This window comes from Rhizobium tumorigenes, from assembly GCF_003240565.2.
GTDB classification, from domain to species: Bacteria; Pseudomonadota; Alphaproteobacteria; order Rhizobiales; family Rhizobiaceae; genus Rhizobium; species Rhizobium tumorigenes.
The window spans coordinates 105,947-131,973 of record NZ_CP117257.1 but is presented as its reverse complement, the minus strand read 5'-3'; the positions used below and the strand labels follow the sequence as shown (position 1 = coordinate 131,973).

18 protein-coding genes and 3 pseudogenes are annotated in these 26,027 nt (G+C 55.2%); 5 read left to right on the top strand and 16 right to left on the bottom strand.

The features are described from left to right. Positions 1–11: 11 nt before the first annotated feature. From PR017_RS22145 to PR017_RS22080, 14 genes are all read right to left on the bottom strand, one after another. The gene (locus PR017_RS22145) at positions 12–203 is read right to left on the bottom strand and encodes a type IV secretion system protein VirE1 (protein ID WP_111219097.1); all 192 of its coding nucleotides are present in this window, start codon (positions 201–203) and stop codon (positions 12–14) included. 420 nt (positions 204–623) lie between these two features. Then, positions 624–2,954, bottom strand: a complete 2,331-nt coding sequence (locus PR017_RS22140; protein ID WP_240538950.1) for a virA/G regulated protein — start codon at positions 2,952–2,954, stop codon at positions 624–626. A 529-nt stretch (positions 2,955–3,483) separates the two neighbouring features. Continuing rightward, positions 3,484–4,317 carry an IS5 family transposase gene (locus PR017_RS22135; RefSeq protein ID WP_111218080.1) on the bottom strand — a complete coding sequence of 278 codons (834 nt, stop codon included), beginning with the start codon at positions 4,315–4,317 and terminating at the stop codon, positions 3,484–3,486. Next, positions 4,251–6,176: a type IV secretion system ATPase VirD4 gene (virD4, locus tag PR017_RS22130; protein WP_279619565.1), complete on the bottom strand. Its 1,926-nt coding sequence runs from the start codon at positions 6,174–6,176 to the stop codon at positions 4,251–4,253. Before virD4 ends, PR017_RS22135 begins: the two co-directional genes overlap by 67 nt. Positions 6,177–6,236: 60 nt before the next feature. Next, positions 6,237–8,588 (bottom strand): virA/G regulated protein, encoded by a 2,352-nt coding sequence (locus PR017_RS22125; protein ID WP_240538914.1) that lies wholly within the window; start codon positions 8,586–8,588, stop codon positions 6,237–6,239. A gap of 341 nt (positions 8,589–8,929) precedes the next feature. Further along, positions 8,930–9,931, bottom strand: coding sequence for a relaxase family protein (locus PR017_RS22120; protein WP_240538915.1), 1,002 nt, complete (start codon positions 9,929–9,931; stop codon positions 8,930–8,932). A 150-nt stretch (positions 9,932–10,081) separates the two neighbouring features. Further along, positions 10,082–10,900 (bottom strand): inositol monophosphatase family protein, encoded by an 819-nt coding sequence (locus PR017_RS22115; RefSeq protein ID WP_161959307.1) that lies wholly within the window; start codon positions 10,898–10,900, stop codon positions 10,082–10,084. After that, on the bottom strand, positions 10,893–11,693 hold the full coding sequence (locus PR017_RS22110; protein ID WP_111218218.1) for a glycerophosphodiester phosphodiesterase: 801 nt from the start codon (positions 11,691–11,693) through the stop codon (positions 10,893–10,895). Before PR017_RS22110 ends, PR017_RS22115 begins: the two co-directional genes overlap by 8 nt. A gap of 15 nt (positions 11,694–11,708) precedes the next feature. Beyond that, positions 11,709–12,569 carry an ABC transporter permease gene (locus PR017_RS22105; protein WP_080868301.1) on the bottom strand — a complete coding sequence of 287 codons (861 nt, stop codon included), beginning with the start codon at positions 12,567–12,569 and terminating at the stop codon, positions 11,709–11,711. Further along, on the bottom strand, positions 12,559–13,488 hold the full coding sequence (locus PR017_RS22100; protein ID WP_111218219.1) for an ABC transporter permease: 930 nt from the start codon (positions 13,486–13,488) through the stop codon (positions 12,559–12,561). Before PR017_RS22100 ends, PR017_RS22105 begins: the two co-directional genes overlap by 11 nt. After that, the gene (locus tag PR017_RS22095; protein ID WP_111218220.1) at positions 13,485–14,504 is read right to left on the bottom strand and encodes an ABC transporter ATP-binding protein; all 1,020 of its coding nucleotides are present in this window, start codon (positions 14,502–14,504) and stop codon (positions 13,485–13,487) included. The genes PR017_RS22100 and PR017_RS22095 overlap by 4 nt, the downstream gene beginning before the upstream one ends. After that, the gene (locus PR017_RS22090; RefSeq protein WP_161959308.1) at positions 14,501–15,439 is read right to left on the bottom strand and encodes an ABC transporter ATP-binding protein; all 939 of its coding nucleotides are present in this window, start codon (positions 15,437–15,439) and stop codon (positions 14,501–14,503) included. Before PR017_RS22090 ends, PR017_RS22095 begins: the two co-directional genes overlap by 4 nt. 58 nt (positions 15,440–15,497) lie before the next feature. Beyond that, positions 15,498–17,063 (bottom strand): ABC transporter substrate-binding protein, encoded by a 1,566-nt coding sequence (locus PR017_RS22085; RefSeq protein ID WP_111218221.1) that lies wholly within the window; start codon positions 17,061–17,063, stop codon positions 15,498–15,500. A 58-nt stretch (positions 17,064–17,121) separates the two neighbouring features. Continuing rightward, positions 17,122–17,898, bottom strand: a complete 777-nt coding sequence (locus PR017_RS22080; protein WP_111218300.1) for a DeoR/GlpR family DNA-binding transcription regulator — start codon at positions 17,896–17,898, stop codon at positions 17,122–17,124. 544 nt (positions 17,899–18,442) lie between these two features. On the opposite strand from PR017_RS22080, the gene PR017_RS22075 reads away from it, so the two are divergent. From PR017_RS22075 to PR017_RS28370, 5 genes and pseudogenes are all read left to right on the top strand, one after another. Further along, on the top strand, positions 18,443–20,104 hold the full coding sequence (locus tag PR017_RS22075) for a Na/Pi cotransporter family protein (RefSeq protein ID WP_111218223.1): 1,662 nt from the start codon (positions 18,443–18,445) through the stop codon (positions 20,102–20,104). A 45-nt stretch (positions 20,105–20,149) separates the two neighbouring features. After that, positions 20,150–21,616: a sucrose phosphorylase gene (gene gtfA, locus PR017_RS22070; RefSeq protein ID WP_111218302.1), complete on the top strand. Its 1,467-nt coding sequence runs from the start codon at positions 20,150–20,152 to the stop codon at positions 21,614–21,616. A 120-nt stretch (positions 21,617–21,736) separates the two neighbouring features. Further along, positions 21,737–22,441: an autoinducer-binding transcriptional regulator TraR gene (traR, locus tag PR017_RS22065; protein ID WP_111218224.1), complete on the top strand. Its 705-nt coding sequence runs from the start codon at positions 21,737–21,739 to the stop codon at positions 22,439–22,441. 851 nt (positions 22,442–23,292) lie between these two features. Next, complete coding sequence (locus PR017_RS22060) at positions 23,293–24,033, top strand: AcvB/VirJ family lysyl-phosphatidylglycerol hydrolase (protein WP_111218225.1); 741 nt, start codon at positions 23,293–23,295, stop codon at positions 24,031–24,033. A gap of 429 nt (positions 24,034–24,462) precedes the next feature. After that, positions 24,463–24,746 (top strand): annotated as a pseudogene (locus tag PR017_RS28370) (transcriptional regulator TraR); the annotation flags it as partial. Positions 24,747–24,903: 157 nt separating this feature from the next. Here PR017_RS28370 and PR017_RS22050 read toward each other — a convergent pair. Both PR017_RS22050 and PR017_RS22045 read right to left on the bottom strand, forming a co-directional pair. Then, positions 24,904–25,077, bottom strand: a pseudogene (locus tag PR017_RS22050) (IS66 family transposase); the annotation flags it as partial. 405 nt (positions 25,078–25,482) lie between these two features. Further along, a pseudogene (locus tag PR017_RS22045) lies at positions 25,483–25,788 on the bottom strand (TrmO family methyltransferase domain-containing protein); the annotation flags it as partial. Between the last annotated feature and the right edge of the window lie 239 nt (positions 25,789–26,027).

The following is a 26,027-nucleotide window of genomic DNA, read 5'->3' as shown; positions in this document are numbered from 1 at the left end:
TCGAACTCCTTTCAGTCAGCCAGGTCTTCGTTAGGAAGGGGGCACTGATGAACAAAATTCTCCAGCGCGATCATATCGAGGTCCAACTGTGTGAAACCGCTTGGTTCGTGATTATCGGTCTTTTTCTGTTGGTGAATTTCTCTATGTGTCTCGGGCGAGGAGGAATTGCTGCTTTTGCTGGGGTTGAGTTTGACTATCGCCATTTTTGTTCTCCTGCAGGGCAGAGCCCGGCTCCTGTTGATTGCTGCCCCAGTCAATCACGGTCATTCGTGAACGGTTGCTCTACGTGGCGGTGTCGTTTGACTCAGCGACACGGGGTGCGAGTCGTCCGATGGCCAGTCGTGACAGCCTGTTGATCTCTCCGGATTCCTGTGTCAGCGGTCTTTCTTGCAGCATAATTCAGAGTCCGGATGGAAATCGACAACATGTCGAAACTACCATCCGGGACCAAATTGTTGAACGGGTTTATCGTTTCATCTGTAACCCTCGTTTAGCTTTGCGCGATCTGGTGGTTCTCATGCGAAAAGGGCAAACGGCCAAGCACAGATATCTTCGACGCTATTTTCTGGCGAGGATCGGCAAGCGGTGACTGCAGATATCGGCCGGTCATTCTTGTACCACCGTCAGCGCTGAAAGAGGCTTCGTCGGCCTCGCTCGCGCGGATCATACTCCCGCCGTTCGTCTGGCAACTCAGCGGTATTTTGGCGTTCCGCGTTTTGCGAAAGAGCTTTCACAGGCGCCGCCCCTATCAAACTGGCGGTTCGGTCCAACGCGGAGACGAGTGCCTTTCTCTTTTGCCGTACACTGAGCGAGTTGGTCTCGAGTTTCGTCTTGAAATCGTACAGGGCCAGAAACTCTCTATAGACTTCACGTTCACGATCGCGCGTTGGCCATTGTCCGGTCAGTGCAGTCTCGCGCGCGAGTACAGCTTCTGTCTGCCCACGAGGCCCAAGATGAAGCACTGGCGGCTCTTGCTCTTTGCTGGTCGGTGACAGCACGGGGTCACGGCTTACCGTATAATTGTAGCTGGTCGTTGCAACACGAATTGGCATAGTGACGCTGTCGAACGATACGTTTTGTAAGCCATCCTTGGCGAGTTGGTGTGCGTAACCCAGTTGGTTCAACTGGTATCCGTTTGAAGCCGTTGCACCTTCAGCGGACGCGACGGGGTCTGACAAGGTTGCTCGTTGATCTGAGCGATAACTGGAGTCATCTGTCCATCCACGCCCAACTAGCCCGCTTCGCCCCCTCCCAGTTCCGACGTGCTGCCGATGAAGCTCTTTACATTCAAGATAGGCAGGCATTGGCCTTTCGAGACGACGACCTTCTTTCGTTCTGCGTAAAACTTCGTGGACCACCTTAAAGCCGAAAATGTGCTCCGACTCGAATTGTCCAGTCTCGGTAGCGAGCCGCACCCGTTCGTTCCTACGACTTCCGTATGTGCCGATATTATCGCCTCTCGGGCCACTGGACCGGTCTGGTGGAACAACTTGTCCGCCTTCGTCGGACGCCAGTCCTTTCGTACCGGAATTCATCCCTTGAAGAGCCTCGTTTCCAGCGGAGTGGCTTTTGAAGCCGAGCCTCTTTACCTTGCCTCCGCCATTGAAAGCATGGCCACTGGCAACTGTATTCGCTCGATACGCGTTCAGTCCAGAAGGTTTAATTTGAACTGCGCTCCGCATCTCCGATTGCACGCGCGTTAGAGGCCCTGTCTGACTCACTTCTTCTGATGTTTTTTCACATCTCAGGGCCGGTCGATTGAGATCAAGTTTACCGAACGTGCGCTTGGCCTCACTTGGGGTAGTCGATCGCGATGGCGGGTTGAACTCCTCGACCTCCTCAAATGGGTCATGTTCATCGTGAATCCAAGCCGAAGGGTCGAGTTCCAACAAACGCGCGTTCACCACCAAATTCTGCCACCGCGGTTGAGCAGGCTGCCTCCACCTTGCGTATGCCTGGAGTTCCGCGTTTCCCAGCGCAATCCCGTCATAAAAAAAAGCTGAGTTGGATGCTTCTCCAGGCGCCAAACTTGAGATCGAGGAATCCTGTACCGCAGCGAGGCGGGCATCCAGGATTAGATCTTCCCATGAGGGTCGTTCGGGCTTGTTCCAGTTCTCGTACACGTCACGCTCGGGCGCTCCGAGAGACACTCCGTCGTACACAAAGGATGCACGAGCGTCCTGCGCACCGTCAATTGGGGAGCCCAACGTGCCCTCCAATTCGTGAGATGAAAATCCCTTCCCTTCTTCAAGACTTTCGTTCTCACACGAGGCCCGAGCAGACTGGTTTAATTCAGCAGTGCGTGTGTTCACCACGAGATCTTCCCATCCGGGCTGCGCGGGCTCCAGCCAACTTTCATATGCCAGGCGTTCCCCCTCACCCAGCGGGATCCCTTCGTACTCAAAGACGGAAGCCCCTCCCGATTCACGGAGCCAGGCGGACCTGTCAATAGCATCAAGACGCGCGTTTATTATCAGGTCTCTCCATGAAGGTGGTTCCGGTTTGCTCCAGTTGTCATATACTTCGCGCTCGGGTGAGCTGAGCCTCTTCCCATCATAGTAAAATGATGAAGGGACACTCTCGTCTTGGTCTATTGAGCCTTTCCGCTTGCGCTTGGGTGCATCGGACCGCAACTCCGTGCTTCTTTCAGGGGGATCGCGCTCATGCGAAACTGCAGCCGACGGGTGTAGTTCTGCAGTCCGGGCGTTCACAACGAGCTCTTGCCACCCCGGCTGCCCGGGCTCCGTCCATTCCTCGTAGGCACGTCGTTCTCCTTCTCCCAGAGTAACACCCTCATAGACAAAAACCGACGACGTCGTTTGTCCGCCATCGAAATTCCAAGCGGAACTGTCGATATCATTAAGGCGGGCACTCAGTACGAGGTCTCTCCACGTGGGTCGGTCAGCTCCATCCCAGGTCTCGTAGGCTGACCGCTCGGCAACGCCCAGTCTCATTCCATCGTAAAAGAAAGATGCAGATGATTCTTCCCCGTGATCCGTTTGGCCGTCAGATGAGGAGCCAGCACAACGGTTCCCGGAATCCGTGGGACGAAGGACAGGGGTAACTCCGGCGTGAACGTCGAGCGAGGATCTAGCCGACGCGGTGAGCCCAATTTTTGAATTTCCCGGCGGGTTCATGGCGATGTCTCATCAATCTGCAAACTTCGTTGGTCATGAATTCACGAACTGGCATCTAACGGCGCTCACAAGGCTCGATCGGAAATGTCGTCACAACGCATTTCAAGTGTCAGGCGCAATTTCACCGCGTCGCTGGAGCGAAATGATCTGCTCGAGGAGCTCGCGTTGCGCCAATAGTGCTGGAGCTATTTCCGGAGGCATCTCGGACACAGGTTCGGCGGCGGCGGAACCGCTGCACTCGCCAATGTCACCAACTTCGTTTGACCCAGGGTAAACCTCCATCCCAATTGCGACACTATCCTCTCCATCAACCATGGTTTTACTCAGAGTCGGACTCGAAAAGGCTTCAATGATATCGATACCTTGCGAGCCGCCGGGTTATCAGGCGAATGTGGGCGATCATAATCCATGCCTCTGAGGAGGCGATGGATTTTTCGACGTCCTTTGCTAGCCTGCGGCATCTGCCAAGCCACGCGAAGGTCCGCTCGACGACCCAGCGTCGTGGCAGAACTTCAAAGCCTTTCGCTTTGTCCGAGCGCTTGATGATCTCGACCGTCCAGCGTCCGATCTTCTTCAATCGCCGCTTCAACTTATCGCCTGCATAGCCGCCATCAGCGAAGACATGCAGCAACCATGGCCACCTGTGGCGGATGGATTTCAGAAGATCAGGAGCACCATCGCGATCCTGGATGTCGGCGCTGTGCACCATGAGACCGACCATCAGGCCAAGCGTATCGACGATGATATGGCGCTTTCTCCCTTTCGTCTTCTTACCTGCATCATAGCCTCGTATGCCACCGCTTTCCGTAGTTTTCACGCTCTGACTATCGATCACACCAGCCGTCGGACTTGCCTCTCTGCCCTCCAACTCGCGTGCCTCCATCACGAGATGATGGTTGATGCGTGTCCAAAGTCCCAGTGCCCGCCATTCATAAAAATAGCGCTGGACCGTTGAACAGGGCGGAAAATCCTTCGGCAGCATCCGCCACTGGCAACCGGTGGTGGCGATGTAAAGCAGAGCATTTACGACCTCGCGCAAATCAGTGGTGCGAGGTCGACCCAAGCGGCGGGGCATCGGCAAAAAAGGCGCAACCAGTTCCCATTCCCGATCCGTCATGTCACTTGCATAGCGAGCCGTTCGCCGGGCATATTGCCGACGGGTGATTTCAGTCCAGGCCATCGTGAACTCCATCGAATCTTTGCAAATCCGAAGGAATCATAACCTGTTGAAATCACCCACCTCTTTTTGAGGCAGCCAATCAGGGAAGTATCGGCTTCTACATAGTCTGTCGGTTCGATCTGCACCGCCTCTAACATAGTTGTGCCAGTTGCTCGTTGACTGAGATTGTCGCCAAAGAGATTCGTGTCTTCCGGAAGCATCAAAGATGCGGGCTCGGGAAGGGAACCCGCCTGGCTTTCGAAAATCCGCTTCAACATGAAATCGGAATAATATCGCACCTTCCGGAGTTTGAGAGGAGGCTGGCCCTTGATAAGGACTATTTCGTAGTTGTCGTCGAGCAGGCGGACTTGTTCGGGCCGCAAAAGAGGAGCACCTTGATCGGAGATCTGGATGTTATGATCAAACATGCGAGCTTGGCTGTATGACGTTGAACGAGCCTGGAACGTGTATTCGCCGATAGCTTTAGAAATGTAGGTTGGTGTCTCGTCGTCAGCCGTAGCCATGAATACCTGCACGCCCGTATTGCTGAGAAAATTTTGCTTGCCGGTCTCATCATAAGTTCCGGTCAAGGCCGACAGACTCTGTATAATAAACATGAAGCGGCCCTTATAACCGGCAATCGTGGTGATTGCCGTTTCCACCGCTTCCAGCTTGCCCAAATGCTTGAACTCGTCGAGGAGAAACAGGACCTCATGCCGTTCATCCTTAACAGGCAGCGTTCGCTGAAGGATTGACACAACCTGCTGAAAGAGGAGGCGCATCAACGGCGCTACGACCTCAAGATCATTTGGGCTGACACAAAGATAAATGCAGGTCCTCTTCCGACGTAGGTCGTAAACGGAAAAATCGGATTGACTTGTCGCTGCTTTGACCAGCGGATCGGCCCAAAGATTGAGCCCGCCGTCGCCGAGCACCGATGTATAGGATGTCAGAATTTTGGTGTCATTTCCTGCCATGTTGTCGAATATGCGCTGAGCCTCTTTGTTTTGGGTTTCCTCCGCGAGTTTAGCAAAAAGCTTGTATTTCTCGCCCGGCTGAGCAAATAGGTCGTAAACGGAACCGATTGTGGGTGTGCCGCGCTCAATGCAGCTCAGGATGCCTGCAACGAAAAGATCCCGTGCGCCGTCGATGAAACCTTCTGCTCCCTTGCCCTTGGCTGTGATAAGATTGGCAGCGAGGCGGCGCGTTTCGGTAAAGCGCCGCTCGGGTGGCAACGCGGCAATATCCAGTACGGGATTGTAGCAGTGCGTTCGCCGCTCTGGATCTAACGGTGAGAACTTGAAAACCGCGTCGCCGCTTGATTTGCGCGCTCTCGACGTGAGTTCAAAAAGCTCACCCTTCACATCCAAAGCAATCACCGAGCCCTGAAAGGTTAGCAATGTCGGAATAACGACGCCAACGCCCTTACCGGCGCGGGTTGGCGCGACAATAAGGCTGTGAGGTTGGTCTCCATTGGTTAGATAGCTTCCGAACCAGCGCGGCCCACATATCTTTCCGAAGATGGGGCCCTTGATGCGACTGTATCGCTGGAGGTAGCCGGCGTATCGCATTTCGCCAACCCCGGCCCAGCGAGCAGTTCCGTGATGCTCGCGATCGCGCATCGATAGGAATAGTTGGCACAGCAGTAGGAACGCGCATGTGGCAAAGATAATCGCCAATCCGTGATAGAAGATGGGGCTTGCGTATCCCAAATAAGGTGGTGCCTCGTACAAGAACGCGAAAACGCTGAACGTCATCATCGCTTCGCCAGTAAAGCCATGGCGGAATGTTGCATAGAGACTCGCCGCGCAAAACCCAGCGACCAGTGAACATACTATGCTTATAGCTAGGCGTATTGGCGTGTACTTGCCTGAATTCATCACGTGACCACGCTTCGATCCCCTATCGGAAAAGGCAACTTGTTGTGCGGATAGCTGAAACTACCGCCCATAGTCTTCACGCATACGGGGTTCCCTCGTATCAAGCGGCGCGTCGCGGCCGTGTCCGCTGCGACTCACGGATTGCGTCCCGGTGCGATCTGTAGGTTGCGCGCGATTTGCGCCGGGCATGATGTCGCGGACAGTTTTTACGCTGGAAGTTTCAGGGTTATCGGCGTGGTCCAAGACATGAGCGGGATGTATGAACTTGGCAAAAAGGTCTTCGGCGCCATCCGCCACTCTGGAATTATACGTCGCCGGCGTCATGTAAGCGTTGTCTGGTGATTTGAGCCAAACATTCTCCGCGCCATACGTGTTCGTCACAGTGGCAAGTCTTTCCAGCCTGAGGAGCTTTGGCCAAAACGCAAAGAAGGTTCCACCACGATGCTGAACCATCACCTCCGGATTGTGCACACCTGCCTGTAGCGGGAACTCATAGTCATGATCGCTGACCCGTGGTCCAGCAGGTGTATTATAGTGATATTGCCTATCGGTCTTCAGCCTGTTGAAAGTGTTCTCGGAAAGACCGAGCGCCTTCATTCGTTCGAGATACTTTTGGGGACCGAGATGCAAAAGAAGCTGATTTCGGGGCATATAAGATCTTTGTGCGCCATCCACTTTTTTGACCAGGATCACACTGTTGTCCAAGTCCTCCGCAATGGGCCACTTCCCTTTTCTTTCAAATATTTGTCGGCATGTCTCAAAGAGCACGACATGCTCCCACGGATGGGGCCACGGGGGAACGGGCTCGTTCCCGATCAGCAGGTTATCACCAATATGTTCAGCATTAAAAATCGTATGGGTTGACGGGTGCCGCTGGTAAGCTTGGGACGTGCTGAGGTCTGGCCGAACCTCATCTTCTAACGCGACCTTTTGTTTCCCCTTTTCAAAAGCTATGTTAACACGCGATGCTTCGCTGATATGCGAGGGCTCTACGGCACTCAAGCCAGGAAGGTCCTTGCGGATCGCTTGTGATGATCCAGGCGCGCGTTCGATGCTCGTTTCCGGGGCAATAGTGGGCGAACCCACTTTCTCGAAAGCCTCATTCAAGCTGCCCCCATGGAAATCGCCTGCAACATCCCGCGCGGAGAAAGGTCTCTTGGTATGCGTTTCAGATAGTGCGTCGATTCTAGCCAGTTCCTCGTCGGTCAAATCGGGGAAGTCATCGAACTTTCCTTCTGGTGGGCTAAATTCGAGCCCAGACCCCTCCCGATGGACCGCAGGGCTTGCACGCAGCCCGTCGGCACCCCCAGCAAAATCCACTCGCGAGAGAACATTATTCGGCATGACCGGATGAATATTGGGTGCAACATCCTGTTTCGAAGTGGTGTAAGTTTCAGATAGCGCGTCGATTCTCGCCAGGTCCTCATCGGTCAAATCGGGGAAGTCATCGAACTTTCCTTCTGGTGGGTTCAACTTGAGCCGAGAACCCTCCCGATGGACCGCAGGGCTTGCACGCAGCTCTTCGGCACCCCCAGCAAAATCCACTCGAGAGAGAACATTATCCGGCATGACCGCATGAATATCGTATGCAGAATTCCGCTTCGAAATGGTGCGAGTTTCAGATAGTGCGTCGATTCTCGCCAGTTCCTCGTCGGTCAAATCGGGGAAGTCATCGAGGCGCTCTTGCCGTGGCCCCACAGCTTGAACTGAACTTTCATGGATCGATGCTGAAACTGTTTGGCTATCGAGCTCGTTCCGCTCGTCGGAATCGTCAGTGTTAACGTCGTCAAGGATTTGGGTGCTCGCAATGCTGGGGGACCCTGCGTCAGTGCTTGAATCCGCAGCGGCTGTACTAGCAGAATAACTCTGGGTACTATGTACAAAAGGCGAAGCGCCATCAGCGAGCTCATGAAAGTCTTCAAGCCCTGGCCATGAGGGGCCTAGCGGTGTCGACGGAACGCTGTTAGCCACCTCCTCATTATCCCTGTCGTCTTCGATCGCGTATGGCGCAGTGTCGAATGTTTCTTCAGGCTGACCCTCTCCGGGAATGACGACGTCCGGACTTAAAACCAAAGTGGTTGTGTCAAGAGGAAGCGTCGAAATTTCATGCGGACTTTCCGGATCGCTTCCTCCAGTTTCGTCGAGATCATCCAGTCCCCTTATAGACGAGCGCGGCCCTTGCGACCCGGTCGCTGCGGGCGAGCCGTCCTTTACAGTCAAAGATGCCACGCTAGTTCCGCTCTCTTTTTTTGAGCGGTCGTACCGTTTCGCAACAGGTTCACTTGCGGGACTATGTTGCTCGTCTTGGTGCAGCCGCTTGTTGCGAAAACGTGGCAACGCAGTTGCTTCAGGGCCGCCCTTGGCGGCGTATTCCTGTTCAATCTCACGCATATATTGCATGGCCGCACGCAAGGACCATCTGCTCCTCGGTATATCTGCAGATTCGTCCGCCGGCACCTCGGATGATCTCGGGGGGATTCCGGCAGCGGTATTCTGGGCATGAAATGCAGGCCACTGCTTGGCGCTTGAAGTACCTGGAAGGTCGTGTGAGCCACCAGGAATTGGTGATCGTGAGAAACCGGTTGTTATGATGGGATCCCTGCCGTCCTGTCGGACAGTAGTCGATCGTGGCGTGAGCGGGATTGGTACAGTTCTAGCTCCTTCGTTGTTCGAAGTCACCGGAGCAGAACGGCTCAAATCTAGAGCGAACTCTTCGTCTGCCATAATTTAATCCTTTCAACCTTCGATTTCCCTTATCCATCCTGGCTGCGTCCATCTCTTGCGCGCTTGCGAACGCTTGGTTCGGCATCATCATCACGTGGACGCTTCGAATCTGGTTCTCCTTGCCGCGGGCGATCCGCTGCAGGCGGCAAGGGGTCTGCTGCGATGTTGGTCTGTCCCGGTTTCCCCGAAGGAGTTGGTTCAGCAGGCTCTATCGGTCGCGTAACCGGATCGTCCCGGCCATATGATACGCCGGTGTTTGCCCTCCCCGCCCGAAAACTGTTCAACCTATTGCGTTTTACGCCGCTCTGCTCTTCCTCGTCACCGCGAGGCCGTTTTGAATGAAGCGGTTGCCGGTCGACACCTTGGCTTGTCGTGCGCACGACGGGTTCAATTGCCAAACGTTGAATACCGGAGGGCCCTTCAGGATTCTTGCCCTTGCCTCCAAAGGCTTCATGGCTGTGGGGGTGAGAACGGCAATCATTTCCAGACGGTACACGAACCCGCGCACCGGCGTTACTGTTCGAACCCATGGGTATCCGGGAATGCGCTCGATACGGGGGCGGTAGACGTTCATCTCGTGTCGAGCCTTCTGACACATCTGGGAATGGCTCGCTGCGCGAAGATACGATAGATTGATGTGGCTCCCGGTGAGTTCCTCCCGGCGACCACGATTCGACATCAAAATCCTCGAAACGAACTTGATCGGCCTGTTCGCGCTCGATGCGTCGATATTGTGCGTACGTGATTGGCCGCTCGGTAATGCCACGTTCTGCTCGCGAGGTTGCGTCAAGAACAATGCCATGGCGAAGCGAGATCTCTGCCATCCTGACACGCAAGGCGTCGTAATTGAGGTGGGGGTGGCGTCGAGATATTTTCAGCCATTCCCGCCCAAAAAGCTCCCGTCGGTTGACCACGACATGCAGATGCGGATGATCGCGATACTCGACATCAGACCCCTTGGCTTTCACACGGGTGTCATAGAAACCCGTTACGTAAAGGATTGGGCCGGGCGGTAAATCAAAGGCTTTCATATTGGTGTTCCAAAAACACACAGCGCGAGAGAACCACGCCATCGGTACGGGTTGTATGCGGCGCCGCGAAAGTGCGCGACGCCTTTGGGTTTGGTGTGCTGGCTGAAAAGCGCTCAGATTTGTGCATTGGTCTTTCAGCCAACTATGCGGTTAAGCGGCGGCTGAAAGGTTCTGCAGCAATGGTCTGGCTCTGGTCAGGAATTCTTTGCTGCCACATACGAAGCGGAGCTTTTGAGACAGTTCAATCCGATCCCAGTCAATTGTGTGAGAAGCACCAAGACCTGCCAGGATAGGCAGAGCTGCCATGACGTCCCAGGTTGAATCTCCCACTGAAACATAGCCATCAGTCTCCCCCATCATGACCTCTATGAGCGAGAGGGTGGCGGATCCGCAGAACCGGAAGCTGATCTGCAGCTCGTCCGAAATAAAGCGGATCACTTCCAGCCGGTCGGCAGTTGGTATCGAGGGATGGAAGCTAAAGCCGGTTGATGCTCGTGACATGTCGAGGGCCGGCAGCGGCTTGATCGGTTTACCGTTAAGGAGCGGTTCGACCGATTTACCCCCAACGAGCATCAGATCCCGGACTGGAGCGAAAATGACACCGAATGCGGGCCGCCGATTCTCGTAGAGACCGATCGAAACCGCCCAGTTTTGTCCCCCACGCACGAAGTTAAACGTTCCGTCGATTGGATCAATAACCCAGATACGGCCCGACGTTCCTGTGATTTCGCCGCCTTCCTCACCAAAAATCCCGTCATCCGGGAAGGCTTCTTGCAGTCTGGCAATCAGGAATTCCTCAACCTGCTTGTCCGCCTGGGTCACGAGGTCCAGATGGCCCTTCTTTTCGACGGGAAGGTCTGCCAGGGATGCAAAATGGCTCAAGGCCAGTTTGCCAGCTTCCCTAGCTATGTCTTCAACAATCGCCTCAAACGGACGCGCGGAAACAGTCGTAGGAGCCATTTCAACCATGGGCTCTGTCCCTGATCTTTGCCACTTGCGCGACGTCGTCGCCCAAGAGCTGATCCAACTGACCTTCACGAACCCATTGAACGACATGAGCTTCAATATCGACGCCATATTTCAGGAGTTTTTCGTGGTAGCCCGCTGGTAGGTAGCAGAATGCGGCGAAGCCCTCTTCGTGAAGCTGGCGAGCCTCTCCACTGGCGAAGTGGTAGATTTCGATGTTCATCGCGTCGAGATTGGCTTGGCGCGCAAGAGCGGCAGGGTCGATCAGACGCGAATGCATGAGACCGACGGTCGGCACTTCTGGGATTGCCTGCTTAACAGCCTTCAGTTGAACATAGTCGAACGAGGAAAACTGCAGAAGGCCTGCACAGCCCAGCTCGTCGATCAGTGCCCTCAGCTTCGGGAAGAACACATCGTTCGCGTCGTAGATCTTGAGCTCCAGCTGGTAGATGATACCGAGTTCACGGGCGAGCTGCAGCGCCTCCTTCAGCAACGGCACACGTTCTCCGCTGAATTGATCGCCAAACCAACTGCCGGCATCGAGCTTGGACAGTTCGGAATACGTCATGTTCTGCACCAGACCGTGGCCGTTGGTGGTGCGGTCAACCGTCTTGTCGTGAATCAGGACAAGTTCGCCGTCGCGGGTAATTCCGAGATCGGTTTCACAAGTGACGTGTTGGCCACCGAATTCGAATGCCTTCCTGAACGCTGCGAGGGTGTTTTCGGGAGCACCGGCACTATGGCCTCTGTGACCGCCAAGACGTATAGTCTCAGGTGTCATTCTGAGCGGATTCATTTTAGTTCCTTTCATTTAACGCAGCCGCGCGTCGAAACGATCGCGCAAATAGTCGCCGAGCAGACTTATGGACAAAGTGGTGAGCACAATAACGACGCCGGGTAAGGCGATGAGCCACCATGCAATTGCGATGTAGTTTCTCCCGTCAGCAACCATAAGCCCGAGGCTTGTCTCTGGAGGTTGAATTCCAAGCCCTAGAAAGCTCAGCCCGCTTTCCAAGAGGATGATTTCGGGGAAGTTCAAAGTGATCTGAACGATAAGTGGTCCCGCAATGTTTGGGAGAACATGACGCAGATAAATTCGCAGGGATGGAACGCCGACAATCCGGGCAGCTTCAGCATATCCTTCCTGGTTGGCGCTCAGAACAAGGCCACGCGTGAGGCGTGCATAGCGCTCAAATGACGCGACGCCCACGAGCATCAGAAGTATGAGCGGACTGGACCCGAGAAAGGCCAGCACGCCGAGGGCGAAAATGATGAAGGGAACCGACGCTTTCGCATCCGCAAATCCCATGATCGCGTTGTCGACCCAGCCGCCGAAGTGGGCAGCCAGGAATCCGAGGCTTGTACCGATAAACGCGCAGATCAAAGAGCCGAGAAGTGCAATCATCAAAGACGTCTGGGTTGCAACCAAGATATTGCTGAGGACATCGCGACCAAGATAATCGGTCCCCAGCAGATGTCCCGGCGCACCGGGCGGCGCAAAGCGGGCAAGAGGTGACTGCTGAAGATAATCAAAGGGGCTGATCCACTGTGCCGTCACACCCACAAAGACGACGACAGCTATCCAGATCAGGCACAGCCAGATACTGACCGGAATCCGGCTGGCAGATTTCAGAAATTGCCTTTTCGGCGAAGCGAGCGTGTTAGTGGTCATTTTTTTGAAGCCTGATTTTAGGGTTCAGCACGGCGTAGAGAACATCAACGATCAGATTGACCGTGACCATGAAGGCCGTGAAGAGAAGGATCATCGCCTGAACCACATTGAGGTCGCTTAAGGTTATGGCCCGCACAAACCCGCTGCCCAGTCCTGGCCAGGCAAACACGGTCTCCACAATCGCCGACCCGCCCAGCAAACCGGCCGCCACAAAACCCAACATGGTCACCATCGGGATTGCGGCGTTGGGTAGTGCGTGGCGAATAACCACCTCCCACTTTGGGATGCCATCCGCACGAGCCGCGGCGATATACGGCTGTTCCAAAACTTCGATGAGCGCGGAGCGCGCGAAGCGTGCGATCGCGGCGGCATTCACGAGGCCAAATGTTGCCACGGGCAGGATTGCGTGTTGCCAGGTGGAACTGCCGGAGCTCGGCAGCACACGTAGCCAGACAGCGAACACAAAAATGAGCGTGAGTCCGAGGAGGAAGTTGGGCACACTGTATCCGAGGACGGCCCCTGCCATAACAGACTTGTCGGCTGCACTATCACGACGCACCGCCGCGACGATTCCTGCCGGAATACCGACAAGCAGACTCAATATGAATGCTGATATCGTCAGCGTCAGCGTTTTCGGGATGCGCTCCGCAATGACGGCGAATACTTCGCGACCATCTGCCGCCGACACCCCAAAATCACCCCTGAGCGCGTGGGCGACATAGATCAGGAACTGCTCGGGGATCGACCTGTCCAGGCCCCATGCCGTCCGGAATGCCGTTAACGCTTCTGGTGTCGCGTTCTCGCCCAACATCGAACGGGCTGGATCGCCGCCCAACCTGAGAATAATAAAGACGAACGTCACGGTCAGGATGAGCACAGCCATTGCCCGGACCAGGCGCCCAAGTATGAAGTTCATCATTGCGCCACCTCCGCGTGCTGCGCCAGACCGACCGGTGAAGCTATCGATCGGGGGAATTCCTCCCCCCTGTGACACGCTGCCATTTGTCCCGCGATTGGCCGCAGCGCTGGGGTTTCGGTCACGCATCTATCGATCGCGAACGGGCAGCGAGACCGAAAGGCACAGCCATTCATAACCTTCCCGACGTCAAGTTCCCCCTTGATGGGCGGTTCGATATTTCGGACAGTCGGGTCCATCGTCGGGACAGAGGCAAGCAGCGCTCGCGTATAGGGATGTCGCGGCCACTCATAGACAGATTTTATATCACCGGTTTCCACGACACGGCCGAGATACATGACGGCGATGCGATCGACGAGATGACGAACGATGCGCAGATCGTGCGTGATGAAGACATAAGCGAGATCCAGCTCCGTCCAGAGAGACCGCAGGAGCGCAACGACCTGAGCCTGTACCGAGACGTCGAGAGCCGATACCGCCTCATCGAACACGACCAGCTTTGGATCGAGGATAAGTGCGCGTGCGATAACGACGCGCTGCCGTTGGCCACCCGACATCTGGTGCGGATAGCGGTTCATCATTGCACTTGAGAGACCGACACGGTCGAGCATGGCCGCAGCCCGATCCCGCGCTCCTGTGCGGTCTGCGACGCGGTGCACCCATACGGCTTCGGCCACCTGCTCGCCGATTGTCATTTGCGGATTAAGGGCGGAAAGCGGGTTTTGCTGTACCAGGGATGTTTCCTTACGAAACGCCGACCATTCTCGCGATGTGCGATCCTTGTGCGCAATCCCGTCGAACAAGACTTCGCCCTCGGTTGCGGAATCCAGTCCAAGGAGAAGTCGACCGAGTGTCGATTTCCCGCTGCCGGATTCTCCCACCACACCTATCCGTTCGCGTCGAGCGAGTTCAAGATTGATGGAGTTCACCGCCACGTGCACGGACCGCTTCGTGAACAGTCCGGATTTCAATCGGAATACCTTGGTGACGTTTCGGGCTTGAAGAAGGGGCGTACTCATGGGCTCACCGGGTGATAACAGGCGGCATCGTGGAGCGGGCCGACATTGATAGAACCGGGAAAGCTGGCGATGCATTGCTCGTTCGCGCGAGGACACCGCGGATGGTAGTAGCATCCGGCAGGAAGGTTATCGAGAAGGGGTACGGACCCTGGAATCGGTATTGGCGGTTCGAGATCGTCCGGGTCGATTGTCGGCATGCAGCCGATCAAGGCGCGAGCATAAGGATGCGCGGCACGCTCCAGCAACTCAACGACCGGGGCTGTCTCGACGATCTTGCCGCAATACATGACCGCTGCACGATCGGCCAGGCGAGCAATCACGCCCAGATCGTGTGACACGATCAGAAGCGCCATGCCCGTCTCTGATCTGAGCTCTTCCAGAAGATGGAGTATCTGGGCCTGCGTCGTCACGTCGAGTGCCGTTGTGGGTTCATCGGCGATCATGAGTTTTGGCTTGGCAGCGAGTGCGTGCGCGATCATTACGCGCTGGTTCATGCCGCCTGAGAACTCGTGCGGGTAGGACAGAAGGCGGCTCTTGGCGCGGTCAATGCCGACACGCTCCAGAAGGCGCATGGCTTCCAGCCGCGCATCGTTACCCTTCAGTCCTTGATGACGATAGAGGCTGGATTCCAGATAGTAGCCAATCGAATGCACTGGATTGAGGCTACTCGTCGGATCTTGGTAGATCATCGCGATAGTCGGCTTGCCATCAGCTCGCTGATCGACGTCCAAATTGATGGAACCACTCGTTTGAACAATCCCCCGCGGTAACGCCTTTGCTATGGCATAGCAGGTCATGCTCTTCCCGCAGCCGGATTCGCCGACGAGTCCGAGCGTCTGACCCGCATCCAGCGAGAAACTGACACGGTTTATGATGGTGATGTCTCGCGCCGGTACCTGAACGACCAGATCGCGAACTGTTAGTAGATTTGACAACTCAGACTCCTCCCGAAGGCGGCGCGCGTCTGCAACGCGCGCCAACCCGCTAGCGCGTTCAACCGAAGCTGAGATTGTTGCGGAACTCCATCATTTCGAAGCTGACGGGCTTCCAGTGGACATCCTTGCGCGCGGCGTAGACGTCGTAGGGCTGGTAGAGAATGACGGCTGGCGCCTCTTCTTCGAAGATGTCCCGCATACGATTGTAGGCGTCGAAGCGTTCCTTACCGTTTGGCAGGATAGTCACCTTTTCGCATAGCTCATTGAACTCGGCCGGTGCCTTCCAACCCCAACGTTTTTGAACCTGACCGTTGGGTCCGAACTCGGGAACGATTGTGGCGTATGCATCCGTCATCCACTGCCCGTTTGACCAATTTCTGATCCAGGTCTGGTTGTCGGGAGGAAAGCTGCCTGGGGCGTAGGTTTTCATGACCACATTGACGCCGATCTGCTTCCACATTTCGATCATCATCATCAACGCGGGCATGGCGTTGGCGTAATAGTTGCCCATCGTGTGGTAGGTGATTGGCGTACCGTCGTAACCGCTTTCCTTCACCAGGCGCTTGGCTTCCTCGACGTTGTATTCCATGGCGCGCCGATTTGGATCGAAGGTTTCGCCATAGTTCGGGAAGTTAAAGCCGGCGGGAATATCGGCCAGCTTCTTCCAAAGGGCTTCGACCATCACCGGCCTGTCGACCGCCAGTGCTAGAGCGCGACGCAGCTTCTTATCTTTGAAAACGTCCTGGTTCATGTTGAAAGTGAACATGTGGAAGTTCTCGATCAGAGTTCCACGTGTTTCCAGGTCTGGGTAGCTGTTTACGAGCTGGATATCGTCCGGCGTGAGCGTGGTAATGATATCATATTCGCCGCTGATCAGTCCTGCGACGCGGGTAGCGGGCTCCGGGACGATCTGATAGGTAATCTTCGAGGCTGTCGGCTTTGCACCCCAGTAGTCATCGTTCGCTTCGAGCACGACACGGTCGCCGGCGACGAACTCAACAAACTTATACGGACCCGTTCCGAGCGGTTTGTTGCCGAAGGCGACCGCTCCAAGTTTCTTATAATATTCCTTCGGAACGATGCGGCTCATCCAGGATGCCGCATAAGTTTCTGTGAGATAGCTGGGGGTCTTAGTTCGTAGCACGACCGTGTACTTGTCCTCGACGACGGGTTCGTCGAAGGCGAGCGAGTAGGACTTGCCGAGCGGGATTGTCTTGATCGCTTCCGGCCCCCATAACCGTTCCGAGGAGAATGTGTATGCGACATCTTCCGCAGTCAGTTCCGCGCCGTCGTGGAACTTGACCTTCTGGCGCAGTTTGAAGCGCACCGACTTGTCATCAATCCGTTCCCAGCTCTCCGCGAGCGCCGGCACCAGTTCGATAGCATTGCCGGGCGCTCCCTTGGCAAAGAAATCACGCGCAATCAGCGTGTCGAAGATCTGATTGACAATGCGGGGGCCGACATTGCTGATCGCATTCACCGGCTCCAGCGAGTTCGGCAATCCGTTTACTCCAAGCCGAAGTTCCCGGCGTTCCTGCGCGAAGGCGAACCTGGCGCCTGCAGTTGAAGCGATCGCTATTGCAGCGGTGCCCATCATAAAATGCCTGCGATTGGTCTTAAGCATTTAGTTGTCCTCCCAGATCGGTGTGAATGTGGCTGATATTTTCGTGCGAGCTTCGAACCTAGTTCGCGATAACGAACTTCTTCCGCAGCTTTTCGGGTACTGTCTCGATAATGCTTCGGGTTCCGGCGTCGGTGACAATGACACCGATGTCCTCGATCCTGGCAGTTACCGAGAGGCTCGATTTGGTGAACTTCGAGTGGTCCGCAACAACGATCACGCGGCTCGAAACCTCGATCATGGCGCGGGCGACACTCGCATTCACTGGCGACGAGGTGCAGATCAATCCGCGGTCAATATCGATTGACGCGGCATTGAGAATAAGTTTGTCAACATTGAACTGCCGAATGAACTGTTCGGCCAGAGGGCCCCGAAAAGAGCGGTTCGTGTCGGTATATTCTCCTCCGACCGAATAGATGCTCTGCCCTTCACCCCGGGTCAGTTCCTCAACGATGTCGAGACCGTTCGAAATGAAGGTGAGGTCCCGGCGCCCGGCAAGCGTCCTCGCGACCTCCAGTGCCGTTGTACCGGCATCAAGGAGAACCGTGTCGCCATCGACAATCATTCCGGCGACGACGGCCGCAATGGCCGCTTTCTCAGTCTGATTCCAGACCGCACGAGCGGCGTTGGGCTTGTCCTGAGCGACCTGAGTTACACTGACAGCACCGCCGTGGGTCCTGCGCAAAAGTCCAGCCTCGTGGAGTTCGCTGAGATCTCGCCGGGCAGTCGCCACAGAAATCTGAAAGTGCTCTGTGAGCTTGCCGATAGGCAGAAACTGCTCGCTACGCAACAGCTCGACGATTTTTGCCTGACGGTCCTGAGTCGAGTTGAACACCAGCGCTTCCCTTTGGTAGAAAAATGATCTATATCGATCACAATATGAGCGGAATCGTTCTTCGTCAAATGAAAGTTTCATGACAGTTTTGCTGCGATGCAGCAGAAGGTTAGAGCAATTTTCGATCGATTTCCCGAAACCACAGGCAAAGATTCTTCCCGAAACCATTGTTATAGTGAGCGAAATCAATCAGGCTGGCAGCGACAGGCAAGGGAGAGAAATATGACGGACTTTAATGAGATGTCGGGCGGCGTTGACAACCTGGCAGCCAACTCACCTGTTTTTCGCAAGCCAGCAAAACGGGTCGACATCAGGTCAATCCTGCCCGCGAGGCGGCGCGGGCAGGATGCCGGTGGGCAGCGATCCTCCCTGCTCGCCCACCGGCTCCTTCGCCGAAAGACGGCTAAACCGAGCCCATTTTGGAGAGCAACCACGCGCGTCAGCTCAAAATCCAACATAGCAGATGTCCTACCTCGTACACCGCCGCATCCAGCGGGTGTCTCATCGGTGGAAGCCGCTACGCGAAGATCTTGGTGAGGAGCATAGGTTGGAATCGACCATCGTCATGATCAACCTGTTTGGGGCCGTGGCATTGCTGCTGTTCGGTCTGGCTCAGGTCAAGGATGGTGCCTCGCGTGCACTTGGTTCAAAGCTAAGAACCGGTCTCGCCACCGGGACCAAAAGCAGCGTCCGATCGTTCCTGACGGGTTTCGTTGCGACCGTTGCGCTTCAGAGTTCCACAGCGACCGCGCTTATGGTTTCGTCGTTCGTTGAGCGGGAATTGATAAAGCCACGCATGGCGCAGGTCGTGCTGCTTGGGGCTAATGTCGGTACGGCTGTCACAGCCTGGATCGTTGCGACCGGCATTGAGTGGATTTCGCCGTTTCTATTGGTTGTGGGCATCGTTCTTTATCGAGGCGGCTCGACCTCACGCCAAGGCGCTGGCACGGCAATGATAGGTATCGCGCTGATGCTGCTCTCGCTGCATCTCCTCAGCGCAGCGACCGAACCCTTACGCCATTCTCAGGCGCTTGGAGCCTTCATCGGGTTGCTCGACGACGCGTGGCCTGTCGCGATGATCTTAGCCGCAGTGATCGCATTTGTGTCATCCTCAAGCCTTGCCGCGGTCGTCCTCATTCTGTCATTGGCTACGACCGGCCTTCTGTCTGGTGGCCTTGTTGTCGCTCTGGTTCTGGGGGCCAATCTGGGAGGCGCGATCCCGCCAGTGATTGCTGCTCTGTCGGGGCCGGCAGCCTCCAGACGCGTCACGTTGGGCAATCTCATCGTTCGGGCGATAGGCTGCGTGCTCACTCTGCCTGCGGCCGGCATTTTGGCCGACTGGCTTTCGATGTTGCCCCTCCCCTACGCCAAGCTACCAGTCGATGCGCATCTGGCCTTCAACATCGCTCTGGCGCTTCTGGCCTGGCCATTTTCCAAACTCCTCGCGCGCTGGATGACCATCCTGATTCCCGAGGAGGCCCAGACGGAGAACACACCCAAATTTCTGGATTCGGATGAACTTTCGACGCCGATCGTGGCCCTCACCAGCGCTTCACGCGAGGTGCTTGGTGTCGGAGATCTGATCGAACGAATGCTCCTGAAAGTGTCGGACGCCTTCGAGCGGAACAATGCCGCAAGGCTCAGGGATATCTCGCCGCTTGAACGTCAGGTCGACCGGCTGCAGCAAGAGGTCAAAGTCTATCTCTCGAAACTCGGGCGAGCCGGACTGTCTGAAGATGAGGGTCGCCGTTCCATCGTCATCATCGACTATGCCATCAACCTCGAGCATATCGGTGACATTATCGAAAAAGGCCTTTTACCGGCGGTCACCAAGAAGATCGGTCAGGGCCTCAAATTCTCCGATGACGGTTTTGCCGAGCTTCAGCAGCTTTCCCAGCTGACCATCGACAATCTCAGGATCGCCCAGACGATTCTTATCACCCGTGACGTCAACCTCGCAAAACAACTTATGGAGCGAAAGATCGAGGTGCGCCACATGGAGAAACGGTCTTCGGAGCGACACCTCGAACGATTGCGTGACGGACGGGCCGAAAGCCTGCAGACCAGCTCCCTTCATCTCGACATCCTGCGTGATCTCAAACGCATCAACGCCCATATCGTTTCCGTTGCGCATCCGATCATGGACGAACAGGGTCTGCTTGGAGAAAGCCGTCTCATCACCGGCAGTTCAACTGAAAGACCCCAATGACCCATGCGCCCTCCCCAGTGGAGGGCCCCAGACGAAGAGCATCGTATAAAAAACAGTGTACAACTTATCACCTACGTCGACCGGTTAAGCGGAGGCGGTTTCCCGGAGTTGAGAGCTTTGCTCGACGGGAGGCTACAAGGCCTGTTCGGCGGCGTCCATGCCTTGCCTTTCTTCAACCCGATCGACGGCGCTGATGCCGGGTTCGATCCCACCGATCACACGATTGTCGATCCTCGCCTCGGTAGCTGGGATGATGTTCGCGCCCTGGCCGGCTCCGTGGAGATCATGGCCGATCTCATTGTCAACCATGTCTCGGCGCAATCGAGCTGGTTCCAGGACTTCATCGCAAAAGGACCTGATTCAGAATTCGCAGACATGTTCATGACATTCGGCAAGGTCTTTCCCCGTGGTGCCAGCGAGCAAGATCTCCTGAATATCTATCGGCCACGCCCTGGGCTGCCGTTTTCAAAGGCCACGCTTGCAGATGGCAGTCAGCGGATGCTGTGGACCACATTCACCCCCCAACAGATCGACATCGATGTCCACAGTGCTCATGGCGCCTTATACCTGGAGACCATCCTCGATCGCTTTGCTGAAGCCAACGTAACGGCAATCCGCCTCGATGCCGCCGGCTACGCGATCAAGAAGGCCGGAACCAGTTGCTTCATGATTGATGAGACCTATGCCTTCCTTGCCAAGCTCGCCGAGAAGGCACGGGATCGCGGGATGGAGGTTCTTGTCGAAATTCACAGCTACTATCGTGACCAGATCGAAATCGCCAGGAAGGTTGACCGCGTCTACGATTTCGCGCTGCCGCCACTGATATTGCATTCGCTGTTCACGGGCGATGCGACAGCGCTGGCGCGTTGGCTGGAGATCAGTCCTCGCAACGCGATCACCGTTCTCGACACTCACGACGGGATCGGCGTCATCGATGTAGGCGCGCACAGTGATGGCCGACCCGGACTTTTAGAACCGCAGGCAATCGACCATCTGGTCGAGGAAATTCATAGGCGCTCCGAGGGGCAGAGCCGTTTGGCAACAGGCGCTGCAGCTTCTAACCTTGATCTCTATCAGGTGAATTGCACCTATTACGACGCCCTTGGCCGTAACGACAACGACTACCTCATCGCTCGCGCAATCCAGTTTTTCGCACCCGGTATTCCGCAAGTCTACTACGTCGGTCTCTTGGGGGGGCTTAACGACATGGAATTGCTGAGAAAGACGGGTGTCGGGCGTGACATCAATCGGCGCTTCTTTGAAGACAGGGAAAATGATCTCGCTCTTGAATCGCCGCTCGTCAAACGACTGTCGGACTTGATCCGCTTCCGTAACACCCATCCGGCCTTCAATGGATCGTTCGAGGTAGCAACCGATGACACCGGAAGCCTTGTTTTAAGCTGGAATCTCGAAGCCGAGTTTGCTCAACTAGTAGTTTCGCTCTCTCAAGGCAAGGCAACGATCAAGGCTTCAGGCTGCTACGATTTCACATCCTCAGGAGACGTCGCATGAGCAAGCTGGTGAGACCGGGAAGCCACATCCCATCTGAAGTTCAGCCATCGATGTCCTCGAGATACTGTCGGACGAACAGCGACGACGAGGATACTGGCAACGCTTAGAAGGAGATAGAGAATGCAGCATTGGCTGGACAAGCTGATCGATCTTACCGCAATTGAGGGCGATGAGTGCATCCTCAAAACGGGACTGGCGGACGTCGCCGACCATTTCGGCTTCACCGGCTATGCTTATCTCCACATCCAGCACAAGCACATCATCGCCGTGACCAACTATCATCACGATTGGCGGTCGCTCTACTTCGACAAGAAATTCGACGCTCTCGACCCGGTCGTCAAACGGGCAAGATCCAGGAAGCACGTCTTCGCCTGGTCTGGCGAGCAGGAGCGCCCGAGACTATCGACAGAAGAGCGTGTCTTCTATGCACAAGCGGCCGATTTTGGCATCCGCTCCGGCATCACTATCCCCATCAGGACCGCCAACGGTTCCATGTCGATGTTCACGCTGGCGTCGGAGAAGACGGCAATCCCGCTTGATCGGGAAATCGATGCGGTTGCAGCAGCGGCGGCCGTCGGGCAGCTCCATGCCCGCATCTCCTTCCTTCGGATCACGGCCACCGCTGAAGATGCCGCATGGCTCGATCCGAAAGAGGCGACCTATCTGAGATGGATTGCCGTCGGCAAGACGATGCAAGAAATCGCTGACGTGGAAGGCGTCAAATACAACAGCGTCCGCGTCAAGCTTCGCGAAGCGATGAAACGCTTCGACGTCAGGAGCAAGGCCCACCTCGCAGCATTGGCCATTCGAAGAAAGCTGATCTGAACATTTGACGATTTCTAACCCACTCAGTTCATAAGTACTTTGGGAAAAGCCGGAAATGGTGATTAGCGTCCTTACAGCACTCATCTACGCATGCATCTCGCTGCTCGCTTCGACGTAGCGGATATGTTGCGGACCGCCACCTTCTTTTCCCGTTTTGGTCTTATCGCAATAGAGCTCGGTGACGATCACGACCTCTCGATTGATCAGCGAGGCTGAGCAAGCGTGCTAAAGCAGATAGCAAGTCCAATATGACGCTCTATACAAACGCTCTTATGGGCCGGAACATCTCGCTCTATCTAAAGCTTGGCTATGTTGAGAAGCACGACGTCCCAATCCGGCTCGTCGGGCTTTACGATTGTCGATATGGCAAAGGTTCTCTAGCTCTGAAATAAACGCAGTTCAGGTCGATATCATGGAGTTTCCGGAACGGTCTGCCCCAGTTATGCCGATGTGGACGCCAGGGAGCGTTGAGTATTCTTCGGCGTCCGCTTGCATGGCTTTTGAGGTTGGGCAAAGGCCGGAGGCGCGATGAGGACTTTGGAGCAGACATGCTTCGGAATCAATTCGGCATGCTGCCGGAGAGCCCGTGCCAAAACATCGACATAGACGGAAATTTTCATTCGTCCCCAGCCCAGCCAGAGGCTTCATCTCGTTGATCGTCAAAGATTTGCCAGTGGCACCGTCCTTTGATTGAACCATCTCGCCGCGAGTTTAATCCATCGCTTGGTAAGATTATCGGTTTCTGTTTCATCTGTAACAACTCACAACACAGTCGACATCAACTTGAAACAGCAGTTCGAACTTATCCTTATAGCCGACACACAGGTTAACAACTGACGCAAGGTCTCGACATGGTAGTTAAGTTTTTACTGGTATTCGCGTTAACACTTATTCCCGCAGTTAATTCCGCATATGCGAACGAACGCGTCAACAATGTCATGTGGTCGAATAGAGCCGAAAATCGATTAGGGATTCCTCTTCGCGTGTTTAGCGCGGATCCAACCAAGAACACTGTCGCGATCTTTTACTCTGGCGATGCGGGATGGCAGAATATCGACGAAGAGGTTGCTAACTATCTGCAGAGGGAAGGGATCCCCGTCGTTGGCGTCAATTCACTCCGTTATTTTTGGGCCAAACGGTCTCCAAACGAAACTGCTGCAGATCTTGGACGTTTAATTGATGTCTACACTAAGCTTTTCGGCGTGCAGAATGTTTTACTTGTAGGATATTCCTTCGGCGCTGACGTCATGCCAGCAAGCTTCAATCGGCTTACCCACGAGCAAAAAAAGCAGATTAAGCAAATCTCCCTCCTAGCATTGTCACATCAGGTCGACTACGTCGTTTCACTTAGGGGCTGGCTTCAACTCGAAACCGAAGGTAAAGGCGGCAATCCTCTGAATGACCTCAGATCGATTGACCCAACAATTGTCCAATGCATGTACGGGCGCGATGACCGCAATAATGCTTGCCCATTGCTCCGGCAGACCGGTGCCGAAGTTATCGGCTTCAGTGGTGGGCATCATTTTGATAACGATTTCAATGGATTGTCTAGGCGCGTCGTCTCAGGTCTCGTGACACGCCTAAGACATTAATAACGTTTAGAGTGCCTAGCTTCGTCCCTGTTGTTCAATGGTATTTCCAATTTCGCAGTGTTTTGATTCACTCATGGCGGAAGAAATTGGCATAAATAATTTGTTTTGTTGACCCCTTCACACTTCAGGCAGATCCAGCGGTTTTTTCCGGTTACTCACGGCGTCGGGCGCGTGGATGGTCTGGGGGTAAAAGGTTGCATAGCACGTTTCACGTCGCCCCTCCCCCAACAGAATGTGAGCGATTCCGAACGCCGCTCGATGTTCATTGATGAAGGAGATCATCGCTTAAGGCAGTGGTCGAGGTCGTCACCGCGAAATGTCGAGAAGCGAGCTTCTCTGCTCATGGTGTCCACCCCAACGGGGGCAGCGCTGGTCATGCATGGTGCGGGACAACTCCATGAGTCCGCATCTGGCCGAGCCGTCGTTGGCGTGCTGGCATCGGAGAAGCCCGCGATCGATCTCGATCGTGGGATCGATGCAGTTGCGGTAGCGGCGACCATCGGAGATCCATGCCCGTATTTCATTCCTTCGCACCACGCCCATGCGGAAGATGCCGTATGGCTCGATCCCAAGGAAGCGACCATCTGAGATGGATCACCGTTGGCAAGATGATGGAGGAGACGAATAACAGCGCCCGCGTCAAACTTCACGAAGCTATGAAGCGCTTCGACGTCCGCTCCAAGGCGCATCATACCGCGCTGGCAATCCGATGAAAACTCTTTTGAGGGTTAAGGCAAATCCAGCAGTCAACGCATCAATCGTGATACAAAGGGGCGAACCCAATACGCTTAGGTTGTCCGGTTACTTCTCGACGAAGAGTGGGCAGTGAGTCGGCGGGGGTGTCACATGGACGGAGGGCCTGTAGCTGCTCTTGCGCCGCAGATGTTCAGAAAACGGTTTGCGTGATGGGCGTTTGCGCTCGAAAGCTTCGAGGACTGAGGTTTTGGCTGCGCTTTCAATCGCAAGTGCGTCTTCGTTTGCGTGCCGCGCGTTGCAGTCCCATCTGCTCAAGGAGCCGTAAAGTTCACGGCGAACCTTGTCGATCCCCAGCATCCCCTTAGGCGCCTAGCAGCACAGTCCGATTGAAAACGAACAATTTGAGCACACTTTGGAAGGAAACGCCGCTCCGGTACCGTCAGCAAAACCTTTATATCTCATGAATTGCTCAGTGGCCTCTTGAGCCCAGTCTTAACAGCTCAAACTCACGGGATAAATGGAACCTCGCGACAACTCGCCGCGGAGAAATCCTGGAGCCCATGCAGCAAGTTCATCAACTCGATTGAACGCGTTTGCAGCAGCAGCCACTTCTGCAATGATGGTGGAATCGGCAACAAAGTATGCTTCGATCGCTGTGCTGCTCATCCGAAACCTCGCGAAAACCAGTTCACCGTAGAGCCTAACTCGACCCGCGGCTTTTTCTGAGGAACGAAGACGGGTGCATCATGCCAGTCAGGCGGCCGGAACCGAAGGACTTTTCCTCGTTGGGGCTAGAGGCTTTGATAACGAGCGATCCGGTTTGATATCCAACAGCGGTGTTTCATCCAAGCAGTCAAGACCACGTACGGCAATCAAGTTTCCAGACACTCCTTCCACCTTCACGATCGACGTTCCGATCGGGTTAGGCCTCACAGGTGATCGAAGAGAGAAAGCACCGTGAATCTCTCCATCGTCAGCAGGACTCAGGAGGACGATATCGCGCGCTGACTCGTGCAGCCAATAAAGAACCTCAAGCTTCGCATACACCTCGACGCCCTGGCGCGTGTCGGTTAACCGGGAAAAGCCGTCGAATTCATCTTCGTGCACGATTGTTTATATCTGTGAGTCAGAGCTGCAGGTAAGAGATTGCGTGCAATTATGCATTGATCGGAAAGTCGACTATTTGATAGTCGACAAATTCAGCCACCATCGTTTTGATATACATTCTGTTATTGTCCGCAAGTATCGCGACCTTTTCATCGAGGTCGAATTTGCCGACTGTCTTGTTATTGTTCGTG

What these genes read in the sequence shown, in the direction of transcription:
- PR017_RS22145 (WP_111219097.1), bottom strand. Translation starts at nt 203, where the DNA reads ATGGCGATAGTCAAACTCAACCCCAGCAAAAGCAGCAATTCCTCCTCG.
- PR017_RS22140 (WP_240538950.1), bottom strand. Translation starts at nt 2,954, where the DNA reads ATGAGACTGGGCGTTGCCGAGCGGTCAGCCTACGAGACCTGGGATGGA.
- PR017_RS22135 (WP_111218080.1), bottom strand. Translation starts at nt 4,317, where the DNA reads ATGGCCTGGACTGAAATCACCCGTCGGCAATATGCCCGGCGAACGGCT.
- virD4 (WP_279619565.1), bottom strand. Translation starts at nt 6,176, where the DNA reads ATGAATTCAGGCAAGTACACGCCAATACGCCTAGCTATAAGCATAGTA.
- PR017_RS22120 (WP_240538915.1), bottom strand. Translation starts at nt 9,931, where the DNA reads ATGAAAGCCTTTGATTTACCGCCCGGCCCAATCCTTTACGTAACGGGT.
- PR017_RS22115 (WP_161959307.1), bottom strand. Translation starts at nt 10,900, where the DNA reads ATGGTTGAAATGGCTCCTACGACTGTTTCCGCGCGTCCGTTTGAGGCG.
- PR017_RS22110 (WP_111218218.1), bottom strand. Translation starts at nt 11,693, where the DNA reads ATGAATCCGCTCAGAATGACACCTGAGACTATACGTCTTGGCGGTCAC.
- PR017_RS22105 (WP_080868301.1), bottom strand. Translation starts at nt 12,569, where the DNA reads ATGACCACTAACACGCTCGCTTCGCCGAAAAGGCAATTTCTGAAATCT.
- PR017_RS22100 (WP_111218219.1), bottom strand. Translation starts at nt 13,488, where the DNA reads ATGATGAACTTCATACTTGGGCGCCTGGTCCGGGCAATGGCTGTGCTC.
- PR017_RS22095 (WP_111218220.1), bottom strand. Translation starts at nt 14,504, where the DNA reads ATGAGTACGCCCCTTCTTCAAGCCCGAAACGTCACCAAGGTATTCCGA.
- PR017_RS22085 (WP_111218221.1), bottom strand. Translation starts at nt 17,063, where the DNA reads ATGCTTAAGACCAATCGCAGGCATTTTATGATGGGCACCGCTGCAATA.
- traR (WP_111218224.1), top strand. Translation starts at nt 21,737, where the DNA reads ATGCAGCATTGGCTGGACAAGCTGATCGATCTTACCGCAATTGAGGGC.
- PR017_RS22060 (WP_111218225.1), top strand. Translation starts at nt 23,293, where the DNA reads ATGGTAGTTAAGTTTTTACTGGTATTCGCGTTAACACTTATTCCCGCA.